Origin of the sequence: Colwellia sp. M166 (genome assembly GCF_024585285.1) — a bacterium.
Lineage (GTDB): Bacteria > Pseudomonadota > Gammaproteobacteria > Enterobacterales > Alteromonadaceae > Cognaticolwellia.
Genome location: NZ_CP040755.1, coordinates 64,273 through 79,445 on the forward strand (window position 1 = coordinate 64,273; position 15,173 = coordinate 79,445).

Genomic DNA, 15,173 nt, shown 5'->3' on the forward strand with positions numbered 1-15,173 from the left:
TAAAAGAGGAAAGGCACAGTGGAAAAAATTTGGCTTGAGAAGAGTTATCCTCCCGGCGTTCCATATGAAATTGACCCTGATAAGTACGCTTCCATTGTTGATATGTTTCATAAATATACCAAGATGTATGCTGAGCGTTCAGCGTTTATTAATATGGGAGCGGAATTAAACTATCGTGAACTTGCTCAACAAGCCACTGACTTTGCTGCATATTTACAACAAGATCTCGGTTTAGTTAAAGGTGATAAATTTGCCATTATGGTACCTAACTGTTTGCAATACCCTATTGCACTCTTCGGCGCCTTGTTAGCTGGTTTAACCGTTGTTAATGTTAATCCGTTATATACGCCACGTGAATTAGAGCATCAATTAAAAGATTCAAATACTAAAGCGATCTTAATTATTGAAAACTTTGCCAGTATTTTGGAAAAAGTTATTGAGAAAACGCCGGTGGAGAAAGTAATTCTTACTTCGCTTGGTGATCGTTTAGGTACCATTAAAGGTGCTATCGTTAACGGTGTTGTTAAATACGTTAAAAAAATGGTGCCAGCCTTTAATCTTAGTAATGTTGAGCATTTTAATAAGGCGTTAGCGAAAGGGCATAAGTTAAGCTTTAGCCCTGTTGAGCTAAGTGGCGATGACTTAGCCTTTTTGCAATATACCGGTGGTACAACAGGTGTTTCAAAAGGCGCGATGTTAACGCACCGAAATATGGTGGCAAATTTAGAGCAAGCTAAAGCGGCAATTAAACCACAACTTGAAGAAGGTAAAGAATTAGTTGTTACCGCTTTACCGCTTTACCATATCTTTGCGTTAACCGCTAATTGCCTAACCTTTATTACCCTTGGTGGCACCAACTTATTGATCACTAATCCGCGTGATATGCCAGGTTTTGTCAAAGAGCTAAATAAATATAATTTTACCGCTATTACCGGGGTAAATACGCTTTTTAATGGCTTGTTAAATACGCCAGGTTTTAGTGAACTCGACTTCTCTAATTTAAAATTATCGCTTGGCGGCGGCATGGCGGTACAACGCCCAGTCGCTGAAAAGTGGGAAACCGTGACGAAATCACGTTTACTTGAGGGCTATGGTTTGACGGAATGCGCGCCGCTGGTAACACTTTGCCCTTATAATCAACAACATTATACTGGCAGTATTGGCTTGCCAGCATCATCTACCGATATTCGTATTGTTAAAGAAGATGGTAGCGAAGCTGAAATTGGTGAGGCGGGTGAAATGTGGGTTAAAGGCCCACAAGTCATGAAAGGTTACTACAAACGCCAAGAAGCAACAGATGAAGTATTAAAAGATGGTTGGCTAGCAACAGGTGATGTTGCTTGTATGGATGAAAATGGTTTCTTCAAAATTGTTGATCGTAAAAAAGATATGATAATTGTTTCTGGTTTTAATGTTTTTCCAAACGAAATAGAAGAAGTTGTTGTCAGCCATGAAGGGGTATTAGAAGCCGCAGCTATAGGAGTACCTCATGAGGTTTCTGGTGAAATTGTAAAAATATTTGTTGTTCGTACCGATCCGAACTTAACGGAAAAAGCGTTAATTAAATATTGCCGTGAAAACTTAACGAATTATAAAGTACCAAAAATTGTTGAGTTCCGTGATGATTTACCGAAAACCAATGTTGGTAAAATATTACGACGTGAATTACGTTAAGCGCATTGTTTAGCAAATAAACGATCAACGAAAAAGGCCAACGTCATGTTGGCCTTTTTTATGTACTGAACTGCGTGCGATTTTTTCGATATTGCTACTTTTAGATTGAAGGATTTGGTTTTCCTAAAAGCAAGGGGAATTCAGTTTTATTCTGTTAACCCTGTGCGTTTAATCTCTGACCATTGACTGCCTTACTATCATCAGCCATCAGATATACGTAAAGTGGCATAATGTCAGCGGGCGATGCTATATTCGCTTTATTCTCAGCAGGGTAGGCACTTGAACGCATGTTGGTATTTGTCGCGCCAGGATTAATAGCATTTATGCGTAATGTGCTATTTTCATATTCATCAGCAATAACTTGCATCATACCTTCAGTGGCAAATTTAGACACGCTGTAGGCGCCCCAATAAGCTTTACCTTTATTACCAACACCTGATGAAGTAAATACCAGAGATGCATTGTCAGCTTTTAAAAGTTCCGGTATTAAAGCCTGAGTGAGTAAAAACTGTGCGTTAACGTTAACTTGCATAACATCTTGCCAGATTTGCTGATGAATTTGATTAAAAGGTGTTAGCTCACCTAACATTGAAGCATTAAGCAATGCACCGTCTAACTGTCCAAACTGGTTCGCTATCGTCGCTGCTAAATCAATATAATTTTGTTTTGTTGCTCCCTTGAAATCAAGTGGCACAATTGCCGGCTCTGGGTAGCCTTTATCTAGTATTTCGTCATAAACGGTTTCCAGTTTCGCGACAGTTTTGCCTAATAAAATGACCGTTGCGCCTAGTTCGGCATAGGTTAATGCCGCTTGGCGACCAATGCCTGCACCTGCACCGGTAACTAAAATGGTTTTATTTGCTAGAATTTGTGGGGTAATTGAATAGTCAAACATATGATTAGTTGCTAAAAAAATTTGTTAATAATTCTACTACTTTGTCAGCTATATTGACGAGTGTTTTCGTCAGTAAAGTGCATTTGCTGAGGAAAAACTGCGAATAAATCAAAAAATCACTAGCACTTGATCTATTCTTGAGTTAAGTTTGACTGGTCGAACAAGTTGATGGTAGTACTAGGATAAGTATGAAAATCAACAATAAGAACGAAAAATAATAAATATATTCTTAAACACATAGTTAGGTATATACATAAAGACTAGTCCGTGGGGAGATAAAATGAATAAGCTAGTACTCAGTCTCGCAATAGCCAGTACATTAGGTTTAAGTGCTTGTGGCGATGAAACCATCAAAGATGTTGAAAATGAAGTTGTTGAAAACGGTCCTGCCATCACACCATCAGCTCGTGTTAAATTTGATCCAGCTGCTGGCGCTGCCGGACTTTCTATTCCGAATGATTTGATTTTTTCTGGTACCGTAGATGGTACATTAGAAATCCCCGTTGCTGATCCAACCGATGGCTCTGATCCCTTTGTTGCTATTAGCGCACTTGACGGTTGGTCAATATCTCAACCTTTTTCTCTGGCCATTGAGTTTCCTGCGGGTACTTCGCTAGACAGCGATAGTGCCTCAGAGCCCGCTTCAGTGCGCATTTTTGAAACAATCATGGGGGGCGATGCTAATGATAGTGATTGTGCAAGTGTTACCCGCGGTTTAGCCTGTAAAGTTGTTGGTGAACTCGTTTTTGGTCAGCATTTTGTTACACAAAAATCAGGTGACAATGTGGTCGTTGTCCCGACCCAACCACTTAAGGCTGAAACGACTTACGTTATGGTGATGACAAATAATCTTCGTGACGATAATGGTAAAGCTGTTGCTGGCTCGACAACCTATGAATTAGCACGCCAAGATATTAATACGTTACCGCTAGGCAGTGCTTCACAATTGGTACTGCAGGGTGCAGTGAATAGCTACGAAGCTGCTGTTGTTGCCGCTGGTGTTGATAGCGATAGTATTATTTATAGTGCTGCAATGACGACACAATCAACGACGCGGGTATTAAGTACCGTTAAAGCTGTTATGGCTAAAGTTGCTTTACCGCAAATGATTGCTGATGCTCAGCAAGGTATTCCTGCGATTGGTGTCGCTGATACCGGTATGTCAGTTGCTAACGTTTTAGGTGATGCTATTCCTGCATCATTAGTTCCGTTATATTCAGCAGCGAATTATATTCAAGGTTCAATTACGCTACCTTATTACTCAGCTTTACCGTCAGCAGAAAACGCATTAGCACCGGTTAATGATTGGTGGCGTGCCCGTTGTGACTCAGGGGCGACACTTGCAGGTTTAGCAGCGGCGAATCCAGGGTTGATCCCGGCAGGTCCATTAGATGCTAACGATGGTTTTTGTATGGAGTTTGGCTTGCGTGATTTAAGCTCTAGTTCGAACCCTGCCATAGCGGAGATTGATACTGAGCGTAACTTAACTAAGTTCAACCCCATTCCAGCAACCAGTGCCATGTTGCCAATTGATGTGCAAATGACCACACCTGATTTGACTGTTGCCAATGCAGTTCGTGCAAGCATGAATTTACCAGCATTAGAAGAGCCTGCAAACGGTTGGCCAGTGGCAATACTAGTGCATGGCATTACCTCAACCAAAGAGCAGATGTTACCTATTACCGGTTTACTGTCGTTATATGGTATCGCTACGATAGCTATTGACCAACCATTACACGGTAGTCGCGGTTTTGATCTTGATCCAACTAATCCAGGTGATGAGATTAACACCAGTACGGTTTCAACATTACATTATGTTAATTTAGGTAGTATGTTGACCATGCGTGATAATACACGCCAAAGTACCGCTGATTTACTAGGTTTACGTTTAGGCATGAACTTTTTAGGCAGTGCAGATAACAGCGTTAAAATTGATAGCAGTAAAGTACATCTGTTAGGGCATTCGTTAGGTGGTATCTATGGTATGAATACCGTGGGGTTAGCCAATACACCATTAGATCCTCAAGTTGATGGTTTATTTAAAATCTCTAGTACCTCATTAGCGATGCCAGGTTTAATGTTAGCGAATTTTGGTATTGAATCCCCAGCATTTGAAGCTTTAGCGAAGTCAAATTTAACTTATTCACTAAGTGAGGATTTTAAAGCTTTAGTTGATTCACAATATCCATTGGATGACAAAGGTCGCTCAACGGCAACTCAAGAGGAATTAGAAACACTTTATTCAACTTTTTATGATGCTATAACCGGCGAACAACGAGCAACCTTAGATGCTGGTTTTGCCCAGTTTACTTTTGCGGCACAAACGGTAACGGATTCAGGTGACCCTATTGCTTATGTACAAGCACTGGCAGCGACACAAACACCGACACATCTTATTGAAGTTGTGGGTAACGGTGTTGATAACCTTTCAGACCAAACCGTCACTAATACAGCACCATTTACTCCTATGGGCGGAACTGAGCCTGCCATTGCTTTCTTAGGCCTGCAAGGTGTAAGTGAAGATACAAATGGCTCTGGCGTGGTTAGGTTTGTTAATGGCCATCACAGCTCTATTCTTGACCCACGACCTAATGCTGCATCACCAGATGCTGTCTTGAGTGCTCGTGCGACACAAGAAATGCAAACACAGGTGGCAACATTCTTTGCTTCAATGGGACAATTAATTAAAATTACTGACCCTGAAGTTGTAAAACAATAGTTAAATTAACTTATGTTTAATAAAGCCCTCATATGAGGGCTTTTTTATATCTAATCAACAGGGTTTAGCTTTGTATTATTTGACGCTAGCTATGGATAAAAGACATTATTGGTATTAAACCCCTATATATTGCTGCAATATCCAGAGTTATTAATACTACTGAGTAACTTTTTTACATAATTGGCTATTGGCCCTTTTTTTATAAACTATATCCCCCATATTGTTAGATATCATAATTTTAGAAATTAAAGCGCAACAGTAAAGCTAACGTGAGTTAGTTTGTCAGTTAGGAGAGACACATTGGAATTTTTGTATGAATACGGCTTGTTTTTAGCTAAAACTATCACTTTTGTCATTGCAGTTATTGCCATTATTATTGCTATTGCCTCATCAGCAATGAAACAAGGTGGAAAGAAAGGTGAGTTAGAGGTAACTGATTTATCAGAGCAATATCTTGAAGTTGAAGAAGATATTACCCATCATTTACTTTCGAAAGAAGAATTTAAAGAAAAAGAAAAACAAGATAAAAAAGCGGCTAAAGAGCAAGCAAAACTCGAGAAGAAAGCCAATAAATCCGGTGAAGATAAACCAGCGTCGTTACCTCGTTTATTTGTTGTCGATTTTAATGGCAGTATAGATGCCAAAGAAGTGAGCTCTTTACGTGAAGAGATAAGTGCAATTTTAACCGTAGCAAAACCAACTGATGAAGTGTTTGTTCGTTTAGAAAGTGGCGGTGGCATGGTACACGGTTATGGTTTAGCATCATCACAACTTGATCGTATTCGTCAGCATAATATTCCACTGACTGCTTCGGTTGACAAAGTGGCCGCGAGTGGTGGCTATATGATGGCCTGTGTTGCTAATAAAATTGTATCGGCGCCTTTTGCCATTATTGGTTCTATTGGTGTTATTGCTCAAGTACCTAATTTTAATAAGCTATTAAAGAAAAATGATGTTGATTTTGAGCAGTTCACTGCTGGTGAATTTAAACGCACGGTGACTATGTTCGGTGAAAATACCGACAAAGGTCGTGAAAAATTCATTGAAGAGCTAGAAGAAACCCATATATTATTTAAAAACTTTGTTAGTGAACATCGTCCAAGTCTTGATATTGCAAAGGTGGCAACGGGCGAACATTGGTTTGGTACGCAAGCAAAAGATTTAGGCCTTGTTGATGAATTACAAACCAGTGATGATTATCTGCAAGCTCGTGCTAAATCCCATAAGTTAGTGCAAATAAAATATGCGACGAAAAAAGGTTTAGCTGAAAAGTTTTCAAAAGCAGCTTCGTTGTCGTTTGACGCAATAATGAGTAAGGTTTGGCAGAATAACCGCATTTTTCCTAGTTAATTTATCAAATTAAGTTTTTGGGCGAAATAAATGAAAAGTGGCTTTTGGCATAACTGTTGGGAACGCAATAAGCTTGGTTTCCACCAAGATGATGTGCATCCGCTATTAACTCAATACTTTACTGACTTGATCTTAGCTTCTGATCAGCATGTATTTGTGCCGCTATGTGGTAAAACGCATGACATGGCTTATTTAGCACAGTATATGCGAGTAACGGGCAGTGAATTAAGTGACATCGCTTGTCGGGACTTCTTTATCGACAATGATATTGAATATCAAAAGCAAACGTTTGGCGAGTTTAAGCAATACTCTGCTGATCAGCTGACATTATACCAAGGTGATTTTTTTAAGCTCTGGGCGGATGCTATCAATAAAGTCGATTGGATATATGATCGTGCAGCATTAATAGCACTGCCTCCGGTAATGCAAGTGCAATATGCAAATCATTTGCAAACATTTTTTTCTTCAAATACCCGTTTATTTTTAGTCACCGTTGAGTTTCCTAGCGAGCAATTAACGGGTCCACCATTTTCACTTAATAGCGTCGATGTTAAATGCTTGTTCTCCGGCTTTAGTGTTGAATGTATTGCCAACCATGAACTTGATAATAAACGTTTTGCGCAACGTAGATTTGAGGTCGATTACCTACGAGAAAAGCTCTATATTATTAAAAAGCTAGATTAGCATTAGGATGTTTTGTGCTAGGTGCTATTGATAAGTCAGGTAACAAAAAAGGTGCCATAAGCACCTTTTTTGTTACGAGCATTAATTCTAGAGAAATTGATGCACTGTAGTTGGGTAAAGCTAGTTTATTCAGCAAGTGTGATCGTTTTGATAATGTTATTTAAGTTTTTACTGCTATGGCCACGACTCATTGTTACTTGAGCTCGCGCTGTTTTTTCGATAGGGTTAATCGCTATCGTATTAAACTTAATTGATTGTGCTAAATTTAACTTAGCCACTTCAACGAGTTCATCTGTATTGATTGCTTGTGCTTTTACTAATTCTGTTGCATGGCTGTTGTGTGTAACAAAAGCGAGAATAGCAATAGCTGATATTTTTAAAATGTTGTTCATAAGTCACCTGTAATAAAACGTCAATAGTCCATATAGATGTTTTGGGACTCTTTCTTTTTGCATACAAACAAGGGTTGGGAGCCTGTTTGATTCTGCCCGAGTGCTTCGGGATAAAGATGAAGTCCTTCATCTATGGCGAGCATATTACGGTAATACTGGTAACTTTTAAAATGACAAATTATAATGTCATTCATTAGAATAACTAATCCGACATGGTTATGTGAAAAATGTGATGATTTATGCATTAATATATTTATATATAACTAAAAATACAGGTGTAACTTGGCTAATAGACTCCCTCCACTTAACGCACTCAGGGCATTTGAAGCTTCAGCTAGGCAACTGAGTTTTACTCGGGCAGCAGAAGAATTATTCGTCACTCAAGCGGCAATAAGTCATCAAATAAAAGCTTTAGAAGATAATTTAGGCATAAAATTATTTATGCGTAAAAACCGAGCCTTGCTACTAACAGAGGAAGGGCAGTCCTATTATCTCGACATTAAAGATATTTTTAATGCGTTGCATGATGCCACAGAGAGGTTACTAGCCCGCGGTGAGAAAGGGGCAATTACCGTCAGTATGCAACCGAGTTTTGCCATACAATGGCTAGTACCTAGGTTGAATACCTTTAACTTACTGCATCCTGATATTGATGTACGAATTAAAGCGGTTGATCAACCAGAAAACTCACTTACTGAAGATGTTGATTTAGCCATATACTATGGCCGAGGTCGCTGGCGCGGCATTCATGCTGAACAATTGCATACCGAGTATTTAATTCCGGTTTGTTCGCCACTGCTATTGTCTGGCAAAAAAACACTTAATGAAATTGCTGATTTAGCACAGCATACTTTGTTGCATGATACCTCGCGCAGGGACTGGAAACGTTGGTTTAAACATGTTGATGTCAGAGGCGGCAATGTCAATCATGGGCCTATATTTAGTCACTCAGCTATGGTGTTACAAGCCGCTATTCATGGTCAAGGGGTAGCGCTTGCTCATAGTGTACTCGCTAAACCTGATATTGATAACGGCCGATTAGTTTGCCCTTTTAAAGAAGTCTTAGTCAGTAAAAATTCTTATTACATTGTTTGTCGAGAACAACAACTGGAGATTGGTAAAATAACCGCATTTCGTGAGTGGGTTTTGCAAACGGTTGCTGATGAACAAGTTATTATCGATGAAGAGAAAATTGTATGATCAGTAAAGAGTTGTCAGTAACTAATGTACTAAATGAGGCCGAAAATGCAAAAGCACTGATCATATTTGCTCATGGTGCTGGTGCTGATATGACAAGCGATTACCTTGAGACCCTTGTTGCTTTGATGAACACTCAGCAATTAAGTGTTTTACGCTTTAACTTTCCGTATATGGATAAACGGAAACTTGATGGTAAAAGACGTCCGCCAGATAGAATGCCAGTTTTAGTTGCAAGTTATCAATCCGTTTTAGCTGCTCTTGATACCAACTTACCTATTTTTATTGCCGGTAAGTCAATGGGGGGGCGAGTGGCGGCAACGTTAGCGACAGAGCAAAGTTTAATGAAAGCGTTAAATATATCTGGCGTTATCTGTTTAGGGTATCCTTTCCACCCCATTAAAAAACCAGAGAAATTACGTTTAGAGCCACTACAAGACGCGCAGTTACCCGTGCTCATTTTGCAAGGTCAAAGAGATGCTCTGGGGAGTGAATTAGAAATTAATAGCTATCAGATATCTGCGCACTGTCAGCTACATTATTTTGCTGATGGTGATCATGATTTAAAGCCGAGAGTTAAATCGGGTTATAACTTAAAACAACATCAAAGCACTGCGATTGATAAAATAAGGAACTTTGTCGATGAAATACACAACTGTTGCTAAACTACTGGTGATATTTGTTGGTATCAGTGGTTGTTTTTCTGTATTATTCGGCGCTTGGTTAGCACATGGTGGTCAAACACTACCGTTGGCGTCACAAGAACGATTAACGACGGCATTAAGCTATCAATTTTTTCACACATTGATGTTAATGTTAACCGTTATCTTATATAAACTTAATGCAAAACCTATGTTATTAGCCGGCGGTATTTTATTTATGCTGGGCATTCTATGTTTTAGTGGCAGTTTGTATATTAAGACACTATTCGATGTCTTGAGTATTGGTAAATTGGCGCCATTTGGCGGCCTGTCATTTGCACTTGCATGGCTATTAGTTGGATTTGCAGGTACTAAAATGTTTGATCATAAGTTAGGTAAGTAATAGAAATGACTGCAATAGTTTTATATTGTCGCCCCGGATTTGAAAAAGAATGTGGCGCAGAAATTCAAGATAAGGCCTCATGGAATGAAGTTTATGGCTATCTTCAGCTGATTAAAAATCAAGGTGTGGTTTATTTTCATTTAAACAAACCGGAAGAGGGCGAGATACTAATGGAAAAAATTCCATTACGTCGACTTATATTCGCTCGTCAATGGTTTGTCACCGTGACTGAAAAAATAGACTTACCAGATTACAATCGTGTAGAGGCAATATGCGAAGCATTAGGTAGTCATTGGCAATATGCCGATTTGCGCATGGAAACGCCTGATACTAATGATGGTAAAGAACTTTCAAAGTTCTGTCGGAAATTAGCTGTACCATTACGTCAAGCGCTGAGAAAAGAAAAAGTATTGACTGAAAAAGGTAATAAAGATGGTGCTGTATTGCATGCCTTATTTTTATCGGGCAAAGAAGTGATATTTGGCTTTTCATTAGCACAAAATACTTCGCCACATGTAATGGGTATTCCTCGTTTAAAATTTCCTAATGCTGCACCAAGTCGTTCAACGTTGAAATTAGATGAAGCCTTTTTATATTTTATTCCAAGAGATGAATGGGATACACGTTTGACATCAGGTATGAATGCGGTTGATTTAGGTGCTGCTCCCGGTGGTTGGACTTATCAATTAGTACGTCGTGGTATGATGGTAACGTCAATCGATAATGGTCCAATGGCAGAGTCATTAATGGAAAGTGGCCAAGTAAAACATCGTACTATGGATGGTTTTAAATACGTGCCGCAAAAGCAAAATGTTTACTGGTTAGTTTGTGACATGATTGAAAAGCCACAACGCGTAGCAAAATTGATGAGTGATTGGCTACTTAAAGGGCAATGTAAAGAAGCGATATTCAACTTAAAGTTGCCAATGAAAGGCCGATATCAGCAAGTTAATGATGATTTACAAGCTATCAAAGATGCTTTTTCACACCATAAAGTAAAATATGAACTTTATGCGAAACACTTATATTATGATCGTGAAGAAATCACTGTTCACGCAAGATTACTCTCCCCAGCGCCACTAGATATTTATGCGGGCTAATAGGTTATAGTTTTACGAATAACGCGCTAAATTCCTTAGGAGTTTAGTGCGTTTTTTATTATTCATTTCTAGATGCTTTTAATGAAACAGACATAAAAAAACCAAGCTTGCTTGGTTTTTTTGTTTTACCAGTATGATGAGCTATTATAAGCGCTCTAAAACTGCTTCTGTGAAGTCTGTAGTGCCATGTGTACCACCTAAATCACGTGTAGTACGATCGCCAGATTCGATAACGTCAGTAATCGCACGACGAATGTTGTCAGCCTTATCAGCCATGCCTAAATATTCTAGCATTTGAATCGCGGCTAAAATAACTGAAGTCGGATTAGCTAAGTTTTTACCTGCAATATCAGGAGCACTGCCGTGAACCGCTTCAAATATAGCACAACCATTACCGATGTTTGCGCCAGGTGCCATGCCAAGGCCGCCAACTAAACCTGCACATAAATCTGACAAGATATCGCCGAAGAGGTTTGTGGTTACGATGACGTCAAATTGCTCTGGGTTCATCACTAATTGCATACAACAGTTGTCTACGATCATTTCTGTTGATTCAATTTGTGGGTAACGCGCTGCTACTTCACGTGCTACTTTTAGGAAAAGCCCTGATGTTGATTTAAGGATATTCGCTTTATGAACGGCAGTTACTTTCTTACGACCTTCTTTAATAGCTGTTTCGTATGCAAAAGTTACAATACGTTCAGCACCTTCACGAGTCACGAGACTCATTGCTTCAGCATGCGTACCATCAGCAGATACTGTTTGTCCTAGGCCAGAATACATACCTTCGGTGTTTTCACGAATAGTAATGATATCAATGTTTTCATAGCGTGCTTTAGTACCTTTAAACGACAGCACCGGACGAACATTAGCGTACAGTTGAAATTGCTTACGCAAGGTAACATTGATTGAGGTAAAACCTTCACCTACTGGTGTAGTTAATGGCCCTTTTAAGGTGATTTTGTTCTTTTCAATTAAGGCTAAGGTTGATTCTGGTACCAAATCGCCATGGTTCTCTAATGCAGTTAGACCGGCATCAGCGTATTCATATTCAAAGTCACATCCTGCTTTATCTAACACTTTGATTGTTGCGTCTATAATGTCTGGACCTATGCCGTCACCAGGGATCACTGTTATGGTTTGTTTAGCCATTGTTTAATTACCTTTTGAATATTGCTTGTCTTAAATAGCGAGAATCGAGATTATTGGTTGAATATACAACAATGAGCAATAGTCATACTTGATCTAGCGCTGATATTATTGCTTCAACTAAGTTAATGGCCGCAATTATAGCAACTAATCGGAGCTGTTAGTAAGTTTTAACCTTAAACTTTAGTCTTATGGTTAATCGTTGAGCGCAATACCGTTTCTTTAGTACGGCAAAGGATTAAATAAGGCACAATATTAGCTATAACTGTATTGATTTGTCGGCTAGCTAGTTTATAAGGTTTTAAACTGTTGGTAGGCTGTTTTACCAATAGCCGTTAGTATACCATTAGTAAATAGCAAAGCCGTGCATTCATCTTGCGTGGTAATACCATCTGACTTGACATGTTGCGTGCGGTAAAAGCTAACTTGATAACTGGTTTCGTTAACTATTTTTGCTTCAGTAATATCAGGACTACCGAGCTGTTCAATAGCGCTGTTAAAATTAAAACTTTTTAACTGTAGCTTAGCAATAAATTGACGATTGTAAGCTTCGCGATCTTCCCATTGCATTTTGGCTGGACTGTCATCGTAAAAATTGACCACTAAGGCGACAAATACGCCGTATGCGGCTAAGGCTATTAGTATTCTGAGGATGACTTTTTTATTCACTTTTATTCCTTGAGCCTTGCTTTAAATAATAATTTTCATTGATATTATATTGAACGATGTTTTTAAAACTGTAGCTTGATGAGTCGCAAACATGTCATTAACAGTGTGATGTTACCAGATTGTTAAGTGCTGGCAAGTGCATTTTCACAGGGTAATCTTATGTCTTTTAAATTAAAACCTAGTGGAATATCAATTTTCAAGGTTAATAACTTTCGACTTAAGCTAATTTGTTCACCATGTTGCGCTAGTTTATCGCTGACACTGCGCTTTAAATCTTTTGCACTGAGGATACTTTTAATCGAACCATATTGATTGAGTAATTGTGATGCTGTTACTTGCCCAATGCCTGCCACACCTGGAATTTTATTGGTACTATCACCTGTTAATGTCCAGAGATCCATGAGTTTATCCGGCTTTACACTGAACTTATTAAGCACGTATTCTTGATCTAAATAGCGACGATTAAAGTAGTCATATACCTGTATATTGGGATTAAGTAATGATAAAAAACACTTGTCTGTTGAGACAATAGTTACGTTTTGACCACGTAATGCAACTTTAATTGCTAAGGTTGCAATGAGGTCATCGGCTTCGTCAGCTTCTGAAACTAGGGAGTCAACATGATGTGCCATAAATCTGTCTTGTATATCAGCTAATTTATCAGCCAAATGCTCAGGCATTTTTTTACGGCCCTTTTTATAATCGGGATAAATATCATAGCGCCAACAGGGACTTTGAGAGTCAAAAACAGCAAGGGCATGGCTTGGCTGTAATTGTTCAATAATTTTTTGTAAAGCTTGTTCACAAGCTTTAGCAGTATTAGATAGAACTTGCTGCTTAGTGTTATCCGCTAATTCATTATTTAAGAGAAATGGTCGTTCTTGTACAGCATAAATTCTTCTGATCAAATTTAAAGCATCAATCAATATTAAATGAACCCTCATATAATTAACCTTCAATGACCTTGTAACAAGGGACATATTTACTACCGGGTAATTTCATTCTTTGCTGTTTAACGAACGAAGTTAGCAGGGTATCCATTAATGCCATCATTTCACTGTCACCACTGATGATAAAGGGGCCATGATCTCGAATTGACTTGATACCGCTTGCTTTGACATTACCGGCAACAATACCTGAGAATGCGCGACGTAAATTGGCAGCCAATGAAGCTATGCCTTGGTTATGGTGTAAATCTAGCGATGCCATATTGGCATGATCTGGCTCGAAAGGCTGTTGAAATTCAGGCTCAATAACCAGCGACCAGTTAAAGTGGTATGAATCGCCAGTCAGTTTTCGATGCGCGACAACTTCTTCTGTTGTTGATATTAAGGTTTTGGCGACTTGTTCAGCATCATCAATAATGATTTTATAAAGCTGTTGTGCTTCTTCACCTAATGTTGCAGCAATAAAGTTATCAATTTGCTGGAAATATTCAGCACTTTCAATCGGTCCGGTTAATATTATAGGTAACTTTTGAGCTTGATTTTTTACGTGTAGCATGATGCCTAAAATGTAGAGTAACTCTTCGGCGGTACCTGCGCCACCAGGAAAAATAATAATACCATGCGACATACGAACAAAGGCCTCTAAACGTTTTTCAATGTCAGGCATGATAACTAGCTCGTTGACGATAGGGTTTGGTGGTTCTGCTGCGATAATACTTGGCTCTGTTAACCCTAAATAGCGGCCAGTAGCATTACGCTGTTTGGCATGACCAAATGTCGCACCTTTCATCGGACCTTTCATTGCACCAGGGCCACAACCTGTACAAATGTTAAAACCCCGTAGCCCTAAGTGATAGCCAACTTCTTTAGTATATTTATATTCTGTACTGTTAATTGAGTGGCCACCCCAACAGGTAATTAAGTTAGGCGGACTATCGGGAATAATTGCGTTAGCATTACGCAGCATATCAAAGGTAATATTGGTGATACTTTCAGCTTTTTTAGTGTTGGTGTTGTAACGATCACCAATAAATAGAATATCACGTAAAACTGCAGAAAGATGTTCTTGAATACCCTTTATGATCACGCCATCAACAAAAGCATGTTCAGGGGGGTTATCCAACGCTAGTTTTACACCGCGTTCACGTCTTAATACTTTTATTTTAAAGTCGGTATATTGCTGATAAATATCTTCGGCATTATCGGTATGGCTGCCAGCATTTAGTACCGCTAACGAACAATTACGATAAAGGTTATAAAGTTCACTGCTTGCTGAGTGCTGTAAGTCATCAACTTCAGCTTGAGACAGCAAATTCATCTTGCCAACGGGATTAATTTGAATATGCATAAATT

Annotated in this window: 14 protein-coding genes; 8 read left to right on the forward strand and 6 right to left on the reverse strand. The window is 39.0% G+C overall.

Going from position 1 to position 15,173, the window contains the following annotated elements; genetic code table 11:
* Nucleotides 1–18: 18 nt before the first annotated feature.
* Complete coding sequence (fadD, locus tag FGD67_RS00380; RefSeq protein ID WP_257173156.1) at nucleotides 19–1,674, forward strand: long-chain-fatty-acid--CoA ligase FadD; 1,656 nt, start codon at nucleotides 19–21, stop codon at nucleotides 1,672–1,674.
* Nucleotides 1,675–1,828: 154 nt separating this feature from the next.
* Here the strand turns inward: fadD and FGD67_RS00385 are convergent, their stop codons facing one another.
* On the reverse strand, nucleotides 1,829–2,569 hold the full coding sequence (locus tag FGD67_RS00385) for a YciK family oxidoreductase (RefSeq protein WP_257173157.1): 741 nt from the start codon (nucleotides 2,567–2,569) through the stop codon (nucleotides 1,829–1,831).
* A 280-nt stretch (nucleotides 2,570–2,849) separates the two neighbouring features.
* Here FGD67_RS00385 and FGD67_RS00390 point away from each other — a divergent pair, with 280 nt between their 5' ends.
* The 3 genes from FGD67_RS00390 to tmpT all read left to right on the forward strand — a co-directional run bounded on the left by FGD67_RS00390 (nucleotide 2,850) and on the right by tmpT (nucleotide 7,322).
* Nucleotides 2,850–5,288 carry a VolA/Pla-1 family phospholipase gene (locus tag FGD67_RS00390; protein ID WP_257173158.1) on the forward strand — a complete coding sequence of 813 codons (2,439 nt, stop codon included), beginning with the start codon at nucleotides 2,850–2,852 and terminating at the stop codon, nucleotides 5,286–5,288.
* A 300-nt stretch (nucleotides 5,289–5,588) separates the two neighbouring features.
* Nucleotides 5,589–6,638, forward strand: a complete 1,050-nt coding sequence (sohB, locus tag FGD67_RS00395) for a protease SohB (RefSeq protein ID WP_257173159.1) — start codon at nucleotides 5,589–5,591, stop codon at nucleotides 6,636–6,638.
* Between the two features lie 30 nt (nucleotides 6,639–6,668).
* The gene (gene tmpT / locus FGD67_RS00400) at nucleotides 6,669–7,322 is read left to right on the forward strand and encodes a thiopurine S-methyltransferase (RefSeq protein ID WP_257173160.1); all 654 of its coding nucleotides are present in this window, start codon (nucleotides 6,669–6,671) and stop codon (nucleotides 7,320–7,322) included.
* Nucleotides 7,323–7,447: 125 nt separating this feature from the next.
* Here the strand turns inward: tmpT and FGD67_RS00405 are convergent, their stop codons facing one another.
* Nucleotides 7,448–7,714: a hypothetical protein gene (locus tag FGD67_RS00405; protein WP_257173161.1), complete on the reverse strand. Its 267-nt coding sequence runs from the start codon at nucleotides 7,712–7,714 to the stop codon at nucleotides 7,448–7,450.
* Nucleotides 7,715–7,996: 282 nt separating this feature from the next.
* On the opposite strand from FGD67_RS00405, the gene FGD67_RS00410 reads away from it, so the two are divergent.
* Genes FGD67_RS00410 through rlmM form a run of 4 tightly spaced genes read left to right on the forward strand, consistent with a single transcriptional unit; the run spans nucleotide 7,997 to nucleotide 11,055 of the window.
* Nucleotides 7,997–8,914 carry a transcriptional regulator GcvA gene (locus FGD67_RS00410; protein ID WP_257173162.1) on the forward strand — a complete coding sequence of 306 codons (918 nt, stop codon included), beginning with the start codon at nucleotides 7,997–7,999 and terminating at the stop codon, nucleotides 8,912–8,914.
* Nucleotides 8,911–9,576 carry an alpha/beta family hydrolase gene (locus FGD67_RS00415; protein ID WP_257173163.1) on the forward strand — a complete coding sequence of 222 codons (666 nt, stop codon included), beginning with the start codon at nucleotides 8,911–8,913 and terminating at the stop codon, nucleotides 9,574–9,576. Before FGD67_RS00410 ends, FGD67_RS00415 begins: the two co-directional genes overlap by 4 nt.
* A complete protein-coding gene (locus FGD67_RS00420) occupies nucleotides 9,554–9,955 on the forward strand; it encodes a DUF423 domain-containing protein (RefSeq protein WP_257173164.1) in 402 nt (133 codons plus the stop codon). The genes FGD67_RS00415 and FGD67_RS00420 overlap by 23 nt, the downstream gene beginning before the upstream one ends.
* Before the next feature lie 5 nt (nucleotides 9,956–9,960).
* A complete protein-coding gene (gene rlmM / locus FGD67_RS00425; RefSeq protein ID WP_257173165.1) occupies nucleotides 9,961–11,055 on the forward strand; it encodes a 23S rRNA (cytidine(2498)-2'-O)-methyltransferase RlmM in 1,095 nt (364 codons plus the stop codon).
* A 144-nt stretch (nucleotides 11,056–11,199) separates the two neighbouring features.
* Here the strand turns inward: rlmM and FGD67_RS00430 are convergent, their stop codons facing one another.
* From FGD67_RS00430 to ppnN, 4 genes are all read right to left on the reverse strand, one after another.
* Nucleotides 11,200–12,207 carry an isocitrate dehydrogenase gene (locus FGD67_RS00430; protein WP_257173166.1) on the reverse strand — a complete coding sequence of 336 codons (1,008 nt, stop codon included), beginning with the start codon at nucleotides 12,205–12,207 and terminating at the stop codon, nucleotides 11,200–11,202.
* Between the two features lie 288 nt (nucleotides 12,208–12,495).
* Nucleotides 12,496–12,873 (reverse strand): DUF3192 domain-containing protein, encoded by a 378-nt coding sequence (locus tag FGD67_RS00435; RefSeq protein WP_257173167.1) that lies wholly within the window; start codon nucleotides 12,871–12,873, stop codon nucleotides 12,496–12,498.
* 122 nt (nucleotides 12,874–12,995) lie between these two features.
* On the reverse strand, nucleotides 12,996–13,817 hold the full coding sequence (gene xni / locus FGD67_RS00440; RefSeq protein ID WP_257173168.1) for a flap endonuclease Xni: 822 nt from the start codon (nucleotides 13,815–13,817) through the stop codon (nucleotides 12,996–12,998).
* A 4-nt stretch (nucleotides 13,818–13,821) separates the two neighbouring features.
* Nucleotides 13,822–15,168 (reverse strand): nucleotide 5'-monophosphate nucleosidase PpnN, encoded by a 1,347-nt coding sequence (ppnN, locus tag FGD67_RS00445; protein WP_257173169.1) that lies wholly within the window; start codon nucleotides 15,166–15,168, stop codon nucleotides 13,822–13,824.
* Nucleotides 15,169–15,173: the final 5 nt, after the last annotated feature.

Excerpts from the sequence above, each read along its gene's own strand:
- FGD67_RS00405 (WP_257173161.1), bottom strand. The coding sequence starts at position 7,714 with ATGAACAACATTTTAAAAATATCAGCTATTGCTATTCTCGCTTTTGTT.
- FGD67_RS00430 (WP_257173166.1), bottom strand. The coding sequence starts at position 12,207 with ATGGCTAAACAAACCATAACAGTGATCCCTGGTGACGGCATAGGTCCA.
- FGD67_RS00420 (WP_257173164.1), top strand. The coding sequence starts at position 9,554 with ATGAAATACACAACTGTTGCTAAACTACTGGTGATATTTGTTGGTATC.
- ppnN (WP_257173169.1), bottom strand. The coding sequence starts at position 15,168 with ATGCATATTCAAATTAATCCCGTTGGCAAGATGAATTTGCTGTCTCAA.
- FGD67_RS00385 (WP_257173157.1), bottom strand. The coding sequence starts at position 2,569 with ATGTTTGACTATTCAATTACCCCACAAATTCTAGCAAATAAAACCATT.
- FGD67_RS00415 (WP_257173163.1), top strand. The coding sequence starts at position 8,911 with ATGATCAGTAAAGAGTTGTCAGTAACTAATGTACTAAATGAGGCCGAA.
- tmpT (WP_257173160.1), top strand. The coding sequence starts at position 6,669 with ATGAAAAGTGGCTTTTGGCATAACTGTTGGGAACGCAATAAGCTTGGT.
- xni (WP_257173168.1), bottom strand. The coding sequence starts at position 13,817 with ATGAGGGTTCATTTAATATTGATTGATGCTTTAAATTTGATCAGAAGA.
- FGD67_RS00390 (WP_257173158.1), top strand. The coding sequence starts at position 2,850 with ATGAATAAGCTAGTACTCAGTCTCGCAATAGCCAGTACATTAGGTTTA.
- rlmM (WP_257173165.1), top strand. The coding sequence starts at position 9,961 with ATGACTGCAATAGTTTTATATTGTCGCCCCGGATTTGAAAAAGAATGT.